Source organism: Myxococcus sp. MH1 (assembly GCF_059738865.1).
In genome coordinates this window covers 1672741-1688997 of sequence record NZ_AP026947.1, presented here as the reverse complement: position 1 = coordinate 1688997, position 16257 = coordinate 1672741, and the positions used below count along the sequence as shown (strand labels likewise).

Genomic DNA, 16257 nt, shown 5'->3' with positions numbered 1-16257 from the left:
GGCCCCACGCCTCAGGGCTTCTGCTCGGCGGCCTGCCTGCGCATCGCCTCGAACGAGGCCTTGTACTCCTCCATCGTCCCCAGGCCCACGGCCGCGCGGCGAGCGTCCACGTTGGCCGGGTCCTCCAGGTTCTTGGGCTCCATCTGCCCGTTCACCTCTTCCATCTGCGTGCCGTAGCGCTGCGGCTTGCCCGTGTTCACCAGCACGCGGTCCGTCAGGTACGCCAGGTTCTGCTTGGAGCCCTCCCCGCGCGCCACGGCCGCCTCCAGCAGGGGCAGCACCTGCTCCTGGAACGCCACGTCCTTGTCCGCGTGCTGCACCAGGAGCCACGCCGCATGGGAGGCCTTCTTGCCCACCAGCGCCTGGCCCGGCCAGCCCTTCTTGGCGATGACGTCCTTGAGCCAGGCCGTGTTGCTCGCGTCGACCTCCTCCAGCTTCTTCGTCATGGCCTCGTCCTGGAAGTTGTTCCGCATCAGCGTCATGCGCACCTGCTGGTCCACCTCCATGCGCGACAGCAGCTCGTCGCGCAGCGCCGGGTCCGCCGCCTTCAGCTGCTTCGCCTCCTCCTCGGCGACGCGCTTCTCGATGGCCGCGAAGCCCGGCAGGCCCCGGACGTTGTCCAGGTCCGTGTCCTTCTTCATGTGGGCCGCGTCATCGAAGCCCTCGTCCGCCGCGCGCCCCAGCCACATCAGGGCCTCCTCGCCCTGGTTCAGCATCGACGCAGCGCAGGCCGCGTTGTAGGCCATGTTGTTGCTGCGCACCCCACCCTCCCAGGCGGACCGGAACAGCGGCAGCGCCGCCTCGCCGTTGCCGACGGCGGCCAGCCCGGTCGCCTCCATGGCGGCCTTGCGCGCCTCGGGCGTCGCCACGGGCTTGGGCGCGGCGGCCTGGGCCTCGGCGGGGGTGGCCGCGCCTCCGGACGCGTGGGCACAGGCGGCCAGGTTCAGCGCGGCGAGCAGGATGACGAGACGACGCATTCGGGGGCTCCAGGGGGTGTGAGGTGAAAACGGGGTAGCAGTGTAGGCGGGTTTTTCGGGACACCAAGCGCTCGTCCACCGCGAAATCCGCCGGAGGCCCACCCACACCCACCCCGTTCCCGAGCGCACCCCGGGTAACGTTTTCGGTTGCCTGTGCGCCGTCCGGGGTCGCATGCAGGGGAAGGCCCCGGAGGGTCCGCCTGTTCATCGCCGTCGGCGCCCCCAGGAATGGGACGCTGTGCCCCACGCATGTCGCACCGAGGAGAACGGATGTCGCGCTTCACATGGCTGGCCGCAGTCTTCGTGCTCACCTGCCCCCTCTGGGCGCAGGCCCGGCCCGCGGCGGACGAAACAGCGCGCGTCTACGCGGCCGAGGCGATGAAGCAGGCCTCCTCGCCCCGAGGCGCCGCCGGCCTGTTGCGGCTGCACTCCCTGGTGGACGAGGTGGAGGACCTCACGCCGCTGGTGAGCACGTACGCCTTCATCGCCTCGCGGCGCCAGTTCGACGCGAACACGCGCGCCACCGCGCAGCTGCTCCTCTTGGACACCGAGCGGGCCCGCGGCCGGCTGACGCGCGCCAACGAGGTGCGCCAGTGGATGGGCTTCGTGGGCGACTACTACGTCGTCGGCGGCTTCGACAACGAGGGCAAGTCCGGGTGTGACACGGACTTCGGCCCGGAGGCCGCGGCGCTGGATTTGACGGCCACCTACCCGGGCGCCAAGGGCCGCCAGGTGTCGTGGCGCAAGCTGACGGCGAACACGGCGGACGGCTACGTGGACCTGGCCACCGCGGTGCGCCCCAACCGCGAGGCCGTGGCGTACGCGGCCACCTGGCTGGAGTCCAACCAGGAGTCGCGCGTGACGCTGGGCCTGGGCACCTCCGGCGCCTACCGCCTGTGGGTCAACGGCCAGCTCGCCTCCAAGGAGGACCGCTACAACCTGCCGCGCCCGGACCAGGCGCGCGTGTCCGTGAAGCTGCGCAAGGGCCTCAACCGCGTGCTCCTCAAGGTGTGCCAGGAGACGGGCCCGCTGGGCTTCTACCTGCGCCAGGAGTCGCCGGGCGTGCGCGCGGCGCTGCCCGCCAAGGCCCCCGCCGTGGAGCGCGGCGCGCCCCCCGCGCCCCAGGTGCTGCCCACGCTCACCTCCGCGCTCAAGGCGTTGGTGGAGAAGAACCCCGACGACGCGGCCCTGCGCGGCGACTACGCGCGGGTGCTCGGCTTCTACCGCGGCTTCGATGACCGCGAGCACACCGCCACCGTGGAGGCCACGCGCGCCGCGGAGCTCGCCCCCCAGGACGCGCGCCTGCAGATGCTCGCGGCGAGCCTCCAGCGCGATGACCTGAACGAGCGCCGCCGCTTCCTGGAGGCCGCTGTGAAGGCGGACCCCGCGCTGCCCGAGGCCCGCGTGGCGCTGGCCGACTTCGAGCTGGAGCGCGGCCACCCCGAGCGCGTCATCCCGCTGGTGGCGCCCGTGCTGGAGAAGACGCCGGACGACGCGCCCGCGCGCCTGGTCCTCGCGCGCGCCCACGAGGCGCTGGGCGAGCGTCCCCGCGCGCACGCGCTGGTGGAGGAGGCCTTCCGCCATCAGCCCCGGCAGCCGCGCGCGGTGCGCTCGGCGGCGCAGATTTCGCGGCAGCTGGGCCGCAACCGCGAGGCCATGGACCGCATGCGCGTGGTGCTGGCGCTGCGCTTCGACGACACCGGCACGCGCCGCTCGCTGGCCGCGCTGCTGGCGGACTCCGGTCAGGTGGAGGCCGCCGAGCGCGAGTACGCGCAGCTGGTGGCCCTCAACCCGTTCGACAACGGCGCGCGCGTGCGGCTCGCCGAGCTCAAGGCCAGCAACGGCAACGTGGAGCAGGCCGTGGCGCTGTTCGCCGAGGCCCGCGCGCTGTCGCCCGATGAGCCGGAGGTCTACGAGCGCGAGGGCCGCGCGCTGCTCGCCGCCGGTCGGCGTGAGCCCGCGCTGGCCGCCTTCGAGCGCTCGCTGGTGCTGCGTCCGCAGAACCCCGGCCTCAAGGAGGCCCTGCGCGCCCTCAAGGGCGAGGGCACCGGCGCCGGCATGCAGCACGTGGTGGACGCCAGGCCCCTGGCGAAGGAGGCCGAGGCCTACGTCCACGAGGACGCCATCTACCTGGTCGACAACACCTACGTGAATGTCCAGAAGAGCGGCCTGTCCAGCCGGCTGTCGCAGATGGTGGTGAAGGTGCAGAACGCGCGCGGCGTGGACGCGTTCCGCTCGATGCCCATCACCTACTCGCCGGACCGTCAGGAGGTGCGCATCCTGCGCGCGCGCGTGACGAAGGCGGACGGCTCCGTGGTGGAGAGCTACGGGGAGAACGACCGCAACATCAACGAGCCGTGGACGGGCATGTACTACGACGCCCGCGCCAAGGTGCTGTCCTTCCCGTCGCTCGCCGCCGGCGACACGCTGGAGGTGACGTACCGCCTGGACGACACCGCGCAGGAGAACCTGCTGTCGGACTACTGGGGTGACGTGGAGAGCGTGCAGGGCGTCTATCCGAAGCTGCGCTTCCAGTACCTGGTGGAGACGCCGAAGGAGCGGCCGCTGTACTGGAACAAGAGCAAGCTCACCGGCGTGGAGAGCGCGCAGGAGTCGCTGGAGGGCGGCCGCGTGCTGTACCGCTGGGGCGCGAAGCACGTGGCCAAGGTGGTGCCGGAGCCGGGCATGCCGGGCTGGGCGGAGGTCGCCCAGAACCTGCACGTCTCCACGTACCAGACGTGGGACCAGGTGGGCCGCTACTGGTGGGGGCTCGTGAGGGACCAGCTGCAGCCCAACGCGGAGCTGAAGCAGACGGTGGACCAGGTGCTCCAGGGCGTGGACCGCAAGAACGAGCTGGCGGTGGTGCGCGCCATCTACAACTTCGTGGTGACGAACACGCGCTACGTGGCGCTGGAGTTCGGCATCCACGGCTTCAAGCCCTACCGGGTCGACCGCGTGCTGGCGCGGCGCTTCGGTGACTGCAAGGACAAGGCGAGCCTCATCCACTCCATGCTGCGGGTGGCGGGTGTGGACAGCCGGCTGGTGCTCTTGCGCATGCGCAACCTGGGCGCGCTGGACGCGGAGCCGGCGAGCCTGGCGGCGTTCAACCACGCGATTGCGTATGTGCCCAAGTTCGACCTGTACCTGGATGGCACCGCGGAGTTCCACGGGGCCAAGGAGCTGCCGAGCGCGGACCGGGTGGCCAACGTGCTGGTGGTGGAGCCGGACGGCAAGAGCACGTTCATGGTGACGCCGGAGGCGAAGGCGGAGGACAACGCCACGGGCCTGAAGATGGACGTGACGCTGCGCGCGGACGGCAGCGCCGAGGTGACGGGCTCCAGCACGGTGAGCGGGCAGAGCGCGCCCGAGTACCGCCGCGCCTACCGTCCCGAGGCCACGCGCAAGTCCACCTTCGAGCGCGCGTGGGCGCAGAGCTTCCCGGGCCTGACGGTGAACGAGGTGTCGCTCAACGACACCACGCGGCTGGACGAGGACGTGGCGATGGGCTTCCGGATGAGCATCCCGCGCTACGCGGAGGTGCTGTCCAATGCGGTGCGCTTCCTGCCCTTCGGCACGGGCCGCACCTACCAGCAGGCCTTCGCGCCGCTGGCGGAGCGCCGCTTCGACCTGGTGATGCAGAGCCCGTGGGTGAACCTGTTCAACCTGCGCTACACGCTGCCGGCGGGCTGGTCCGTGACGGAGCTGCCGCAGGCGGTGGACGAGACGAACCCGTTCGGCCGGCTGAGGCTCACCTACCGCGTGGAGGAGGGCAAGCTCATCGCCGAGGGCGAGGTGAAGCTCTCCGTCGCGCGCATCAAGTCGGACGAGTACCCGGCGTTCAGGGAGTTCCTGGGCCGGGTGGACCGCGCCTTCGGGCGTCGGGTCATCATCCAGGGCCCCGGCGGCCGCACCGCGTCGCTCACCCCGTGAGGTGAGTGGAGCGACGTCCCCCCGCGCCCCGCCTTGGGGCCGGGGCGCGCGGGCAGCAGCTCCGCGAGGGTTGCCGTGGGGACCTGGCCGTGTACTGTCGCCTCCATCATGGGAGGCGGCTCGATGAGGCACCTACGTCGCGGAAGACTCGCGGGACTGGCTGTGGCGTCGATGGTCTTCTCGGGCTCCGGCGCGGCCTCGGCCGAGCCCGAGGTGAAGCCCCTGCCCGAGGTCCTGGAGGTGGGCACACTCACCTCGGCCTTCGCTGAGTTCCAGCGGACGTGTGCCGCGGACGGACAGCGGCTGTGGGGCCACTCGCTGTGTGCTCCGCTCCTCGTCGTCCATCCCGGCACGCGCGTCTTCGTCGCGAGCACCTGGCCGAAGGGCGCGGGGACGGGGCCCTGGGTGGGCGTGCTCCCCTCGGAGCTCACCATCGCGAACACGGCCCTGAGTTGGGCGGGAACCACGTGGGTCCAGCTCCAGGGGCCGTTGCCCGACGTCCCCGTGCGTCGCCGTGCGCTGCTGGCCCATGAGGCTTTTCATCGGCTCCGCACCACCCTGGGACAGCCCGGGCGTGAGAAGGACAATGCCCACCTCGATGGCATGGAGGGCCGCACGCTGCTGCAACTCGAGTGGCGGGCCCTCGCGGCAGCGCTGCGCGCGACGAACCCTTCGGTGCGCGCTCGGGCTGTCGAGGACGCGCTGGTGTTCCGTCGCGAGCGTCGAGCGCGCTTCGAGGGAGCCGCCGTCGCGGAGGGGCTCCTCGAGGAGAACGAAGGTCTCGCGGAGTACACGGGCGTGGCGCTGGCGGGGGCCGATGCACGTGGCAGGCGAGCCCTGGCGCTGGAGAACCTCGAGGATGGCGCCAAACGGAAGTCCTTCGTGCGCGCCTTCGCCTATGCATCGGGTCCTGCCTACGGCCTCCTGCTGGACGAGGCGGGCCCACGCGCCCAGGGTTGGCGTGCCCGGGCGCTCGCCGGGGCGGACCTGGGAGCGCTGCTACAGGAGGCATTGAAGCTGGGGACGCCCGAGCCATCACCCGAGCGCGAGGCACGCTACGACGGCGCCGCGCTGCGGGAGACCGAACGCGAGCGGGCGCGCCTTGCTCAGGCCCGGGCCGAGGCGCTGCGAAAGAAGCTGGTGGAGGGCCCGGTGCTGCGCCTGCCCCTGGTCCGCATGCGCATCCAGTTCAACCCAGGTGAGCTCATCCCGCTGGCCGAGCACGGCACGGTGTATCCCGGTGCGCGCATCGTCGATGCGTGGGGCTCGCTCACTGTGAGTTCCGATGTGCTCCTGTCCTCGGACTGGAAGACGGCCACGGTGACCGCTCCTCGCACGGAGCCTCGAGATGCCCGCTGGGAAGGCGAGGGCTGGGTGTTGGAGCTCGCCCCTGGCTGGCAGGCCAAGGCGGGGCCCCGACCTGGAGACCTGGTGCTCCAGGCCCCCGACGCTCGCGCACCGGCGCCGAACCCCTGACGCGACTTGAGCGAGTCCTCGAAGTGCGAGCATCGGGTCCGCGGAGGCCGCCGACGCACTTGTGGTCCCCAGCATCAACCCACGCCCCTCGCGTACACGAGGAGCGACTTTGCCCCCCACCTGGCATGTCCCCGCCCGTGAGGTGAGCTGAGCGACGCTCCGCCTCAGGTTCGGGGCACGCGGGCGGCGAAGGTGGTGGCGATGATGCGGTCGGCGAGCACCGGCCGCGCGTGCCCCATGCGGTGCGTGTTGAAGGCATAGACGAGGCGCCGGCTCGAATCCCGCGTGGCGCCCATCCCGCTGACATAGCCCTGGCGCGCCCCGCGCCGTCCCCACACCGTCACGCCGCCCAACTCGTAGCGCGCCAGGCCCGCGCCGTGCGCCGCGCGACCACCGTGGGCCGAGGGCACGTCCGGCACGGTGAACATCTCCTCCAACTGCTCGGAGGGCAGCAGCCGGCCCCGGAAGAGCGCGGAGAGGAACGTGTCCAGGTCCGCGGTGGAGGAGATCATCTCCCCCGCGGCCCACATCAGGGACTGGTTCGCCTCCGTGACGTCCACCCAGCGCTGCGTCCCATCCGCGCTGGCGAGGGCCTCGTAGCCCCGCGCGTGGGGACCGGGAATCGTCGGGTCGTTGCCCGGCACGGACGTGTCGCGCAGGCCCAGCGGCGTGAGGATGCGCTCGCGCACGGCATGGCCGTACGGCCGACCCGTCACCTTCTCGATGAGCAGCCCCGCCACCAGGTAGCCGATGTGGCCGTACTCCTGCACGGTCCCCGGCGTGAAGCGCGGCCCCTGTGGGAGCGCCAGCGCCACCAGCTCGCGCGGAGACCAGCGACGGAAGCGGTGCTCGAAGAACCACTCGGGATGGCGCGTGGACAGCGGGACACCGGGCAGGCCGTGGGTGTGGTTGAGCAACTGCCGGACGGTGATGAGCGGGCAGTTGGGTGGCAGCAGGCCGGGCAGCGAATGTTGCACCGGACGGTCCAGGTCCACGCGGCGCTCGGCGGCGAGCTGCAACAGCACCGTGGCGGTGAAGGTCTGTGTGAGGCCGCCGATGCGGAAGCGCGCGTCACCAGGCATCGGCGCGCCGGTGTGCAGGTCCGCCACACCCGCGGAGCCGAGCCAGCGGCCCGCGGAGCCTTGCACGCGGACCTGGGCGGCCGTCGCGTCGGGCAGCTCGATGATGACCTGTCGCAGCGTCTCGCGGTCCAGCGGGGCCAGCAGTGACTGGCCCCAGTCCAGGCCCTGTTCACGGGTGTCCACTTCGTTGGAGAGCGCTTCGTCCCCGGGAGCACACCCCGTCCCGGAGAAGCTCACCACCAATACCGCGGCACCGACCCGCAGACCCCGGCGCGGGACATCCATGTTCCCTCTCCCCTCTCGAAACTCCGGCCCGGAGACAGAACACCAGTGAGGGGGAGCGGTGTCACCCGCTCCGTGGGGATTTCGTGGACTGGACCACGTCAGGTCAGCGGAAGCGTCGGGCCCACGCCTCCACGTAACCCTCCGGGGCGGCGATGGGCGCCTCCCTCAGGGCCTCGGGCAGCGCGAAGGACTCCAGCACCCGAGGCACGTGGGGCAGCAGCTCCACGCAGGCCTCGCGCAGCTCCACGTCCAACCGCCGCGCCTCCTCCGCGCCGAGCAGCCCCTCGGACTGGAACCAACCCGCGTGACGCCGCAGGCCGTCGGCCACGAAGACCCGGAGCACCGCGCTCGCCGTCCGGAATCCCTCCGACGACGGGACCTTCGCCCGGAGCGCCACCTGCAAGCACTCCAGCGCGAGCGCCTCGCCCTGCGCCTCCGCCAGGGCGATGGCCTCCGTGGACCACGCGTTCCAACGCTCGAAGCGATCTTCCCCGGGCCCCAGAGGCGCCTCCAGGCCCTGTGCGATTCGCGTCCGCAGCCGTCGGGCCCGCTCGGCAAACAGGCTGGAGCCCTCCGTCCGCGCCGCGTCCGTCCCCTCCGAGGGGGTCCGCAGGTGCTCTCCCATCACCAGGCGCCTGGCGGCGGTGAGCTGCAGCACCTGGTTCTCCCCTTCAGCCGTCATCACCGCCTGACATGTCCCCAGGTACTCCGGGATGCGATTGACGCCGAACATGCCCTGCGCGCCGCAACGCTCCCGACACGTCTGGATGATTTCGAAGGCCGTCCGGGAAATGTACGGTTTGAGCAGCATGGCGAGCAGCGAGAGACTCTCGCGCTCCTCGTCCCCCTCCTCACTGAAGCGTTCCTGCACGAACCGGCCGAACAGCGTGCAGGCTTGGATGCGTGCCAGCCCGATGAGGAGGTCATGCTGGACATTCCAGCACTCCAGCATCGCAGCAGTGCCCCGGTCCGGCACCGCGACCCGCCGCTGGCGGGCGTAGCTCAGCGCGATGGAGAGCGAGGCCCGGGCGCTCGCCACCGCCCCGCACGACAGGGCCACCCGCCCTGTCTGGAGCATCTCGATGGTGCGCCGGAAGCGCTCACGCCGGCCGTAGTCGCTGTGGAAGACCCCCTGCTCGCTGATGGAGCCCGCGTCCCCCGGCAGCCAGTCCCGGAAGGAAAGCCAGACACGGTCGAACCCGATCATCGCGTTGTCCATGGCATACAGCGGCCGCTCCGGCTGGGGCACCACACGCACGCCCTGATGGAGGCCGCCGTCCTTCCCCCTCAGGCGGAGGATGAAGGGGAAGACCCCCTGGTCCTCCCCGGCCACCTTGAGCCGCGCGGCGATGACGACGAGCTTGGGGACGTCCTCCGCCCCCACGTTCGGCATGAACTTCAACGCGGCGTCGCGCGGCGTGGTCAGCCAGAAGCCGCGCCGGTCATGGTCATACTCGGCCTCCGTCTCCAAACTGAAGACGGTGCTGCCATACCCCAGCTCCGTCAGCAGGAAGACGCCCACCGAGTCCCCGCTGTCGAGCTCGCGCAGGTAGTCCTCCAGGTCCGTGCGCCCGCGCCCCAGGCTCAGCAGCACGTTGAGCGTGAGGTTGAAGTGCCCGCTGAGCACCAGGAACAGCTCCGGCGCCAGCATCGCCGACCACTCGAACAGCGCGAACAGGCTGGGCAGGTCCTGGGCGATGGCCTTCCCCGACCCGAGCCCCCGGTGCACCTCCTGGAGCTGTCGGTACGCATGCCGCGCCCGCTCGCCCAGCGTCTGGTGCTCCCGCTGGCGGAACACCTCGGCGGCGAAGAGCCGCGCGAAACGGGACTCGCGCTCACGCGCGTTCGACTCGGCCACCGGGACACGGGACTCGGACATGCGGACCTCGCTCTGGAGTGGACAGCGGCGTGTCTGATAACGCGGCCCCCACCACACTGCCCAATCAAAGACAAACATCCAGACCCGCAATCCCAACCATCCTCCCCGCACCCGCCTCCACCTGCGGGCGAGCGCGAAGCCCCCAGCCCATCCGCGCTCAGGAGGCCACGAGCGCGGCGAGCAGCTTGCGCACCTCCTCCGGACCGCTGACGCGATAGGTGGCGCGCGTGGGCTTGTTGCCCGCATGAATCGTGAGCCCGTCCTCGGGCATGGCCTCGAACAGGTCCTCGTCCGTGCGGTCATCGCCGATGGCCACCGCAAGCGTGCCGGGGGGTAGCCCGCGCAGGACGCCCTCCACCACCCGGCCCTTGTGCACGCCGTGCGGCCGCACCTCCACCACCTTGTCGCCGGGGAGGACATCCACCGGCCTGCGCGCGAAGGTCTCCGCCAGCTTCAGCCGCAGCTCGCGCGACTGCAGCGCGCCGAACTCCGGGTCCACCTGCCGGTAGTGCCACGCGAGCGACGCGGACTTCTCCTCCACGAACGAGCCCGGCACGCGCGCGGCGAACTCGTCGAGCACCGGCCGGGCCGCGGCCTTCCACTCGGCGGACACCCCCTCCAGCATCTTCCACGTGTCCCCGGGCCTGGGCCGCGACCACAGGCCGTGCTCCGCGTAGAGCCCCAGGTTCAGCGTCCCGAACCACGCCTCCAGCGTCTCCTTGGGCCTGCCGCTCACCACGCTCACCGAGAGGTCCGGCCGCGCGAGCAGCTTCGCCAGCAGCTCGCGCAGCGCATCGTCCGGCGCGGCCAGCTCCGGCCTGCGCGCGAAGCCCACCAGCGTGCCGTCATAGTCGAGCATCAGCGCCAGCCGCCCGGCGGACTTCATCACCTCCAGCGCCTCGGTGGCGCCCTGGAACTTGCGGACGGAGACCGAGGGCAGCCCCTGCAACCGCCCCAGGAAGCTGGACACCCACCAGTGGACGTCATGGGCCTTCACCTGCGCGCGCAGGGCGCGCATGCGCTCGCGGCGCTCGGGCTCGCCCATCTCCAGCGCCTCCTCGATGGCGTCCGCCGCCTTCTCCACGTCATAGGGATTGACGGAGACGGCCCGGTGCAGTTCGTCCGCCGCGCCGGCGAACTCGCTGAGCACCAGCACGCCGTCGTCGTCCGGCCGGGCGGCGCAGAACTCCTTCGCCACCAGGTTCATCCCGTCCCGCACCGGCGTGACGAGCATGACGTCCGCGGCGCGGTACAGCCCCGTGAGCTGCTTCTCGTTGAAGGAGCGGTAGAGGTAGTGCACGGGCACGTTCTGCGTCGTGCCGTACTGGCCGTTGATGCGCCCCACCAGCTCGTTCACCTGCTCGCGGTACGTGGCGTACTCGCTCACCTGGGTCCGGCTGGGCACCGCCACCTGGATGAAGCGCAGCCGTCCGCGCCACGTGGGCTCGCGCTCCAGCAGGCGCTGCACGGCGAGCAACCGGCGGGGGATGCCCTTCGTGTAGTCGAGCCGGTCGATGCCCAGCAGGATGCGCTGGCCCTCGGCGCTGCGCCGCAGGGACGCGACCTCCTCCAGCACGCTCGGCTCCTTCGCCAGTGACTCGAAGGCCTCCGTGTCGATGCCCATGGGGAACGCGCCCACGCGCACCTGGCGTCCTTCCCACATGATGCGGTCCACGTCCGTGTCCAGGCCGAGCTGCCGCAAGAGCGAGCCGGAGAAGTGCCGCACGTAGCTCACGGTGTGGAAGCCGATGAGGTCCGCGCCGAGCAGCCCCTTCAGCAGCGCCTCGCGACGGGGCAGCGTGCGGAAGATTTCGGACGAGGGGAACGGGATGTGGTGGAAGTAGCCGATGCGCGCCTCGGGCAGGCGCTGGCGCAACAGCCCCGGCACCAGCATGAGCTGGTAGTCGTGGACCCAGATGATGTCACCGGGTTGATAGTGCCGGGCCACCAGGTCCGCGAAGCGCTCGTTGACCTTGCGGTACACCTCCCAGTCGCGGTCCTGCCGGGGGACGCGCTCCAGCATGTAGTGGCACAGCGGCCAGAGCACCCGGTTGGAGTAGCCCTCGTAGTAGCGGCTCACCTCGCTGGGCGACAGGTGGATGGGCACGCAGCGCTCCTCGGCGAGGCGCGCCTCCACCTGGGTGCGTTGGGTTTCCGACAGACGGGACACGTCACCGGGCCAACCAATCCACAGGCCGCCGGAGCGTTCATGGGGTCGTCGAAGGCCCGTGGCCAGCCCGCCGGAGCTGAGCACCACGGCGACACTGTCCTTCTCCACCTTGACGGTGACAGGGAGACGATTGGAGACGAGCAGGAGTCGAGGCATAGAACCTCAAACCCTTATTCACTCCCTCCACGAATGGCCATCGCCGATTCGCGCGAGGTGGCGATTGTTGGACCCTCGCGTGTCGCCCGAGGTGCCCAGCCCAGTCGCGCGAGCAACGCGGGCTCGCGGCCGGGTTTCCAGATGAACGCATCCAGCACGTAGTGCGTGGCCTGCGGCAGCGCGAGCAGCGGCACCACCAGCGCCAGCAGGTCCGGCGACAGCGTCCACTCCGAGCCCCCGAAGAAGCCCGTGCGCTCGTGCCAGATGAAGCGGTCCCACAGGAGCTCCTCCGCGAACGCCAGCGCCACGAGGAACAGGAGGAAGCCCGGCAGGCCCGCGCGGAGGATGGAGCTGGCGACGCCGAAGTCCCCTTCCCCGTCGCGGCCTCGCGCGTAGCGGAACAGGAGCGCGAAGTACGGCACGCCGTGCAGCACGACGTTCATCACCGTGAAGGTGAAGTCGTCGCGCGCGAGGACGATGCCGCCGAACCACGTCACCCACGTGGCGCCGATGAGCAGCACCTTGCCCAGCTGGAGTCCCTCGCCGCGAGCCACGCGGGCGAGCTGGAGGCCAGCCCAGGTGAGGAGCACGCCCGCGTGCAGCACCAGGGCCACGGTGCCGAGCCACGGGGGCAGCCCCGGGAGGAAGTCGCCCTCGACGAACCACCAGAACGCGCGCGGCAGGTTCGCGTGCCACCACACCACGGGGCCCACGGTGGCGGCGTAGATGGCGGCGGCGTCGAGGCGACGCTCCAGGTCCGAGGCGCGGGCCTTGCGCGTGTAGAGCGCCACCCAGCCGTACTGCTGGCGGACGAAGTGGAACAGCGCCACGTAGGCGAACAGGGTCCAGAACGCGCCCGCGGAGATTTGATGCGCCAGCACGCCCACGACCCAGGCGACCAGGGGAGCCCCCAGGTAGAGCCCGGGGCGCTCACGCAGCTGCCCCGGGTCCAGGTAGGTGCGGAACAGCGTGGACCAGACGTGGGCCACGTCCACGCAGACGACGAGCAGCAGCCACGCCCAAGGAGGCGTGTCCCCCGCGGCGCCGAGCCACGGCGCGGCGAGCACGAGGGCCACGGACGCGAGGGCACTGCCAGCGAACACGGCGAGGTCCACGCGCGGACCGAACAGCCAGCTCTGGGAAGGCGCGAGGAAGCGGGGCATCCGGACCGAGAGGCTATCAGCACCGTGGAGCGGTTGGGTGGCGAGGCTCGGCCCCCTCGTGGAGGCACGAGGAGGCGAGGTGTCCAGGCCACATCGCCATCAACTCGGATGAGCCGAGTGGTGCGCCGCTCCCACGTGGGCGACGCAGACGGAGAGCACGAGAGAGAGGCGGGCATCTGACCAGGCCGGCAACGCCATGGAGTGGAGGGCCCCAGGCAGGGTGTGTCCGGCCCTCGCGGCGATTCAGTCCGCGCCGGGAAGTGGAGGGGCTTGCAAGCGCGGCGCGGCTCCCGCGTAGTGCGCCTGTCGACCTCCTTCCCGAAGCTTCCGCCATGTCCTCCACGCCCCCGCCCCCTCGCTTCCGTCGTCGGCTCCTGGCGGTGATGCTCCTGGCGGGGCTCGTGCCCCTGGTGTTGCTGGGCGTGGTGGCGCAGGGCGTCCTGGAGCGTGTGCTGTCCGTCTCCGTCGCGCCCGTGGAGGCCGTGCTGGACGAGGTGTCCGTGAACCTGGAGCGACAAGGGCTCTCTCGTGACGCACTGGACGAGGCGCGGCTGAACCTCGCGCAGGCGGAGCTGACCCGACGGGCACTGGCGCGCCGGGTCCCCGCGTTCATCACCGTGCTCGTGTTCGTCTCGGGCTGTGTGCTCGCGCTGGCCGCCGTGCTGCTCGGCCGCGCGCTGACCCGGCCGGTGACGACGTTGACCGAGGGCATGTGGGCCTATGCCCGTGGCGACCTGTCGGTGCGTCTGCCTGCCGTCGACCCGCCGCGCGACGAGCTCCAGTTCCTCCTGGGCCAGTTCAACCGGATGGGACAGGAGCTGGTCGCACAACGCGAGCGCGCGAAGTCCGCCGAGCAGATCGCCGCATGGCAGGACGTGGCGCGCGCCTTGGCCCATGAGCTGAAGAACCCGCTCACGGCGATGAAGCTCTCGCTCGCGCGGCTGTCGCGCTCGGACCCTGGCTCTCCCGCGGATACCACGCGCATCGCCGAGTCCGTGGCGCTGCTGCAGGAAGAGGTGGAGCTGCTCATGCGCATGACGCAGAGCTTCTCTACCTTCGCGCGGCTGCCCGCGCCGCACTTCCAGGACGTGCCGCTCCGGCCGCTGCTCTCCGAGGTCTGCGCACTGTACGCGCGGACGTCTGCGGTCCCCGTGGAGCTCGTCCCCGGTCCCGAGGTCTCGTTGCGCGCGGACCCGGACGGACTTCGCCGCCTCTTCGGCAACCTCGTGAAGAACGCCACCGAGGCATCCTCCGAGAGCGCCGCTCCGGTGCGCGTCTGCGTGGAGGAGTCCTCCACGGGCGGCGTGCGCGTCACCGTGACGGATGGAGGCAGCGGCGTCCCGGGTGTCCTCGAGGGTGCGGCGCTCACCCGTGGACTCTTCAGCACGAAGCCCGAGGGCAGCGGACTCGGGCTGCCCATCTCGCAGAAGATCACGCACGAGCACGGCGGACAGCTTCGCCTGGAGCCCGCGCCGGGCGGCGGTACGCTCGCCAGCGTGGAGCTTCCCCTCGTGCCTCCGCCCGCCCAGGTGTCTCCGTCATGAAGCCCGGCTCGCGCATCCTCGTCGTCGATGACGACCCTGGCATCCTCGACGCCGGTGCGCGACCTCCTGCGCGGCGTGGAGTCCCCCTGGTGCCACGGCCCCTCCAGGTGTCTCCGTCATGAAGTCCGGCCCCCGCATCCTCGTCGTCGATGACGACCCTGGCGTCCTCGATGCCATGCGCTGCCTCCCGCACGACGTGGAGCATCCCCTCGTGCCTCAACCTCTCCAGGTGTCTCCGTCATGAAGCCCGGCCCTCGCATCCTCGTCATCGATGACGACCCCGGCGTCCTCAAAGCCCTGCGGGGCCTGTTGAGCGACGAGGGCTTCACTGTCGTCGAGGCCCGCTCCACTGCGGAGGCGACCCGCGTCCTCGATGCCCCCGAGGCTCCGCCCGCGATGATGTTGCTCGACCTCCGCATGCCCGGAGAGACAGGCCTGGAGTTCCTCGCGCGACTGCCCCGCCCCCTGCCCGTGCCCGTCGTCGTGCTGTCGGGCGAAGCCTCTCCCTCCGAAGCCGCGCAGGCACTGAAGCTCGGCGCCACCGACTTCGTGGAGAAGCCCCCTTCCCCCGAGCGACTCCTCACCGCGCTGCGCAACGCGCTGGCGCTCGGCGCGCTCCAGGAGGAGCGAGAGCGACTGCTGGACGCGCTCGCCCGCCCTGGACACCTCGTGGGCGACAGCCCCGCCATGGAGGCCCTGCGCCGGCTCATCACCCGCGTGGCCCCGAGCGACACGGCGGTGCTCATCACCGGCGAGACCGGCACCGGCAAGGAGCGCGTCGCACGCGCGCTGCACCTGGCCTCGGGCCGCAAGGGACGCCTCGTCGCCGTCAACTGCGCGGCCATCCCGTCCACGCTGCTGGAGAGCGAGCTGTTCGGCCACGAGAAGGGCGCGTTCTCCGGCGCGCACAGCCGGCGCGCGGGGCGCATCGAGCAGGCCCACGGCGGCACGCTGTTCCTCGACGAGATTGGCGACATGCCGCTGGAGCTGCAGGCCAAGCTGCTGCGCGTGTTGGAGACACGCGAGGTCGAGCGACTTGGCGGCTCGGCGCCCGTGCCGGTGGATGCGCGTGTGCTCGCCGCCACCCATCAGGAGCTCGCCCGCGCGGTGAAGGACGGCCGCTTCCGACAGGACCTCTTCTTCCGCCTCAACGTGATGCCGCTCCACATCCCGCCGCTGCGCGAGCGCCCCGAGGACCTGCTCCCCCTCGCCCGCGCCTTCGCCGCGGAGTTCGCCGGACGCGAGGTGCCCCTGACGCTCGCGCCCGGCGCGGAGGTGGCCCTGCGCGCCTACCCGTGGCCCGGCAACGTGCGCGAGCTGCGCAACGTCATCGAGCGGCTCAACCTGCTGCGCGGCGACGGGCCGATGGTGCTCGGACCGGAGGCCGTCTCCGGCCCCCTCGCCTCCCCCACCCCCAAGCGCGCCAGCGTGGGCGAGAAGAGCTACCGCGAGCACGTCGAGGACTTCGAGCGCGAACTCATCCGCGCCGCGCTCCAGGAAGGCGAGAGCATCGCCGGCGCCGCGCGGCTGCTCCAGGTGGACCGGGGAAACCTCTATCGCCGCATCAAGGCGCTCGGCCTTCCCGTGAGCTGAAC

General features: G+C 71.4%; 9 protein-coding genes. 4 read left to right on the top strand and 5 right to left on the bottom strand.

From position 1 onward, the window contains the following. Positions 1 to 11 precede the first annotated feature (11 nt). Positions 12 to 977 carry a DUF6624 domain-containing protein gene (locus AC6JA9_RS06960; protein ID WP_497959314.1) on the bottom strand — a complete coding sequence of 322 codons (966 nt, stop codon included), beginning with the start codon at positions 975 to 977 and terminating at the stop codon, positions 12 to 14. A 270-nt stretch (positions 978 to 1247) separates the two neighbouring features. Between AC6JA9_RS06960 and AC6JA9_RS06955 the strand changes: the two genes are divergently transcribed. Both AC6JA9_RS06955 and AC6JA9_RS06950 read left to right on the top strand, forming a co-directional pair. Next, positions 1248 to 4907 carry a DUF3857 domain-containing protein gene (locus AC6JA9_RS06955; RefSeq protein ID WP_497959313.1) on the top strand — a complete coding sequence of 1220 codons (3660 nt, stop codon included), beginning with the start codon at positions 1248 to 1250 and terminating at the stop codon, positions 4905 to 4907. 171 nt (positions 4908 to 5078) lie between these two features. After that, positions 5079 to 6383 (top strand): hypothetical protein, encoded by a 1305-nt coding sequence (locus AC6JA9_RS06950; protein WP_497960641.1) that lies wholly within the window; start codon positions 5079 to 5081, stop codon positions 6381 to 6383. Between the two features lie 164 nt (positions 6384 to 6547). Here AC6JA9_RS06950 and AC6JA9_RS06945 read toward each other — a convergent pair whose 3' ends face one another. The 4 genes from AC6JA9_RS06945 to AC6JA9_RS06930 all read right to left on the bottom strand — a co-directional run bounded on the left by AC6JA9_RS06945 (position 6548) and on the right by AC6JA9_RS06930 (position 13118). Next, on the bottom strand, positions 6548 to 7750 hold the full coding sequence (locus AC6JA9_RS06945) for a serine hydrolase domain-containing protein (RefSeq protein WP_497959312.1): 1203 nt from the start codon (positions 7748 to 7750) through the stop codon (positions 6548 to 6550). Positions 7751 to 7853: 103 nt separating this feature from the next. After that, positions 7854 to 9629 carry an acyl-CoA dehydrogenase family protein gene (locus tag AC6JA9_RS06940; RefSeq protein WP_497959311.1) on the bottom strand — a complete coding sequence of 592 codons (1776 nt, stop codon included), beginning with the start codon at positions 9627 to 9629 and terminating at the stop codon, positions 7854 to 7856. A 157-nt stretch (positions 9630 to 9786) separates the two neighbouring features. Next, positions 9787 to 11955, bottom strand: coding sequence for a bifunctional alpha,alpha-trehalose-phosphate synthase (UDP-forming)/trehalose-phosphatase (locus AC6JA9_RS06935; protein ID WP_223746268.1), 2169 nt, complete (start codon positions 11953 to 11955; stop codon positions 9787 to 9789). Between the two features lie 14 nt (positions 11956 to 11969). Then, entirely contained in the window at positions 11970 to 13118 is a 1149-nt protein-coding gene (locus tag AC6JA9_RS06930; RefSeq protein WP_497959310.1) for a hypothetical protein, read from the bottom strand. 332 nt (positions 13119 to 13450) lie between these two features. Here AC6JA9_RS06930 and AC6JA9_RS06925 point away from each other — a divergent pair, with 332 nt between their 5' ends. Together AC6JA9_RS06925 and AC6JA9_RS06920 are read left to right on the top strand one after the other, a co-directional pair. Then, entirely contained in the window at positions 13451 to 14662 is a 1212-nt protein-coding gene (locus AC6JA9_RS06925; RefSeq protein WP_408887984.1) for a sensor histidine kinase, read from the top strand. A gap of 240 nt (positions 14663 to 14902) precedes the next feature. Next, the gene (locus tag AC6JA9_RS06920) at positions 14903 to 16255 is read left to right on the top strand and encodes a sigma-54-dependent transcriptional regulator (protein ID WP_426747934.1); all 1353 of its coding nucleotides are present in this window, start codon (positions 14903 to 14905) and stop codon (positions 16253 to 16255) included. The last annotated feature ends 2 nt before the right edge of the window (positions 16256 to 16257 follow it).

Coding starts and splice junctions, on each gene's coding strand:
- AC6JA9_RS06960 (WP_497959314.1), bottom strand. CDS start 977: ATGCGTCGTCTCGTCATCCTGCTCGCCGCGCTGAACCTGGCCGCCTGT.
- AC6JA9_RS06955 (WP_497959313.1), top strand. CDS start 1,248: ATGTCGCGCTTCACATGGCTGGCCGCAGTCTTCGTGCTCACCTGCCCC.
- AC6JA9_RS06950 (WP_497960641.1), top strand. CDS start 5,079: ATGGTCTTCTCGGGCTCCGGCGCGGCCTCGGCCGAGCCCGAGGTGAAG.
- AC6JA9_RS06945 (WP_497959312.1), bottom strand. CDS start 7,750: ATGGATGTCCCGCGCCGGGGTCTGCGGGTCGGTGCCGCGGTATTGGTG.
- AC6JA9_RS06940 (WP_497959311.1), bottom strand. CDS start 9,629: ATGTCCGAGTCCCGTGTCCCGGTGGCCGAGTCGAACGCGCGTGAGCGC.
- AC6JA9_RS06935 (WP_223746268.1), bottom strand. CDS start 11,955: ATGCCTCGACTCCTGCTCGTCTCCAATCGTCTCCCTGTCACCGTCAAG.
- AC6JA9_RS06930 (WP_497959310.1), bottom strand. CDS start 13,118: ATGCCCCGCTTCCTCGCGCCTTCCCAGAGCTGGCTGTTCGGTCCGCGC.
- AC6JA9_RS06925 (WP_408887984.1), top strand. CDS start 13,451: ATGTCCTCCACGCCCCCGCCCCCTCGCTTCCGTCGTCGGCTCCTGGCG.
- AC6JA9_RS06920 (WP_426747934.1), top strand. CDS start 14,903: ATGAAGCCCGGCCCTCGCATCCTCGTCATCGATGACGACCCCGGCGTC.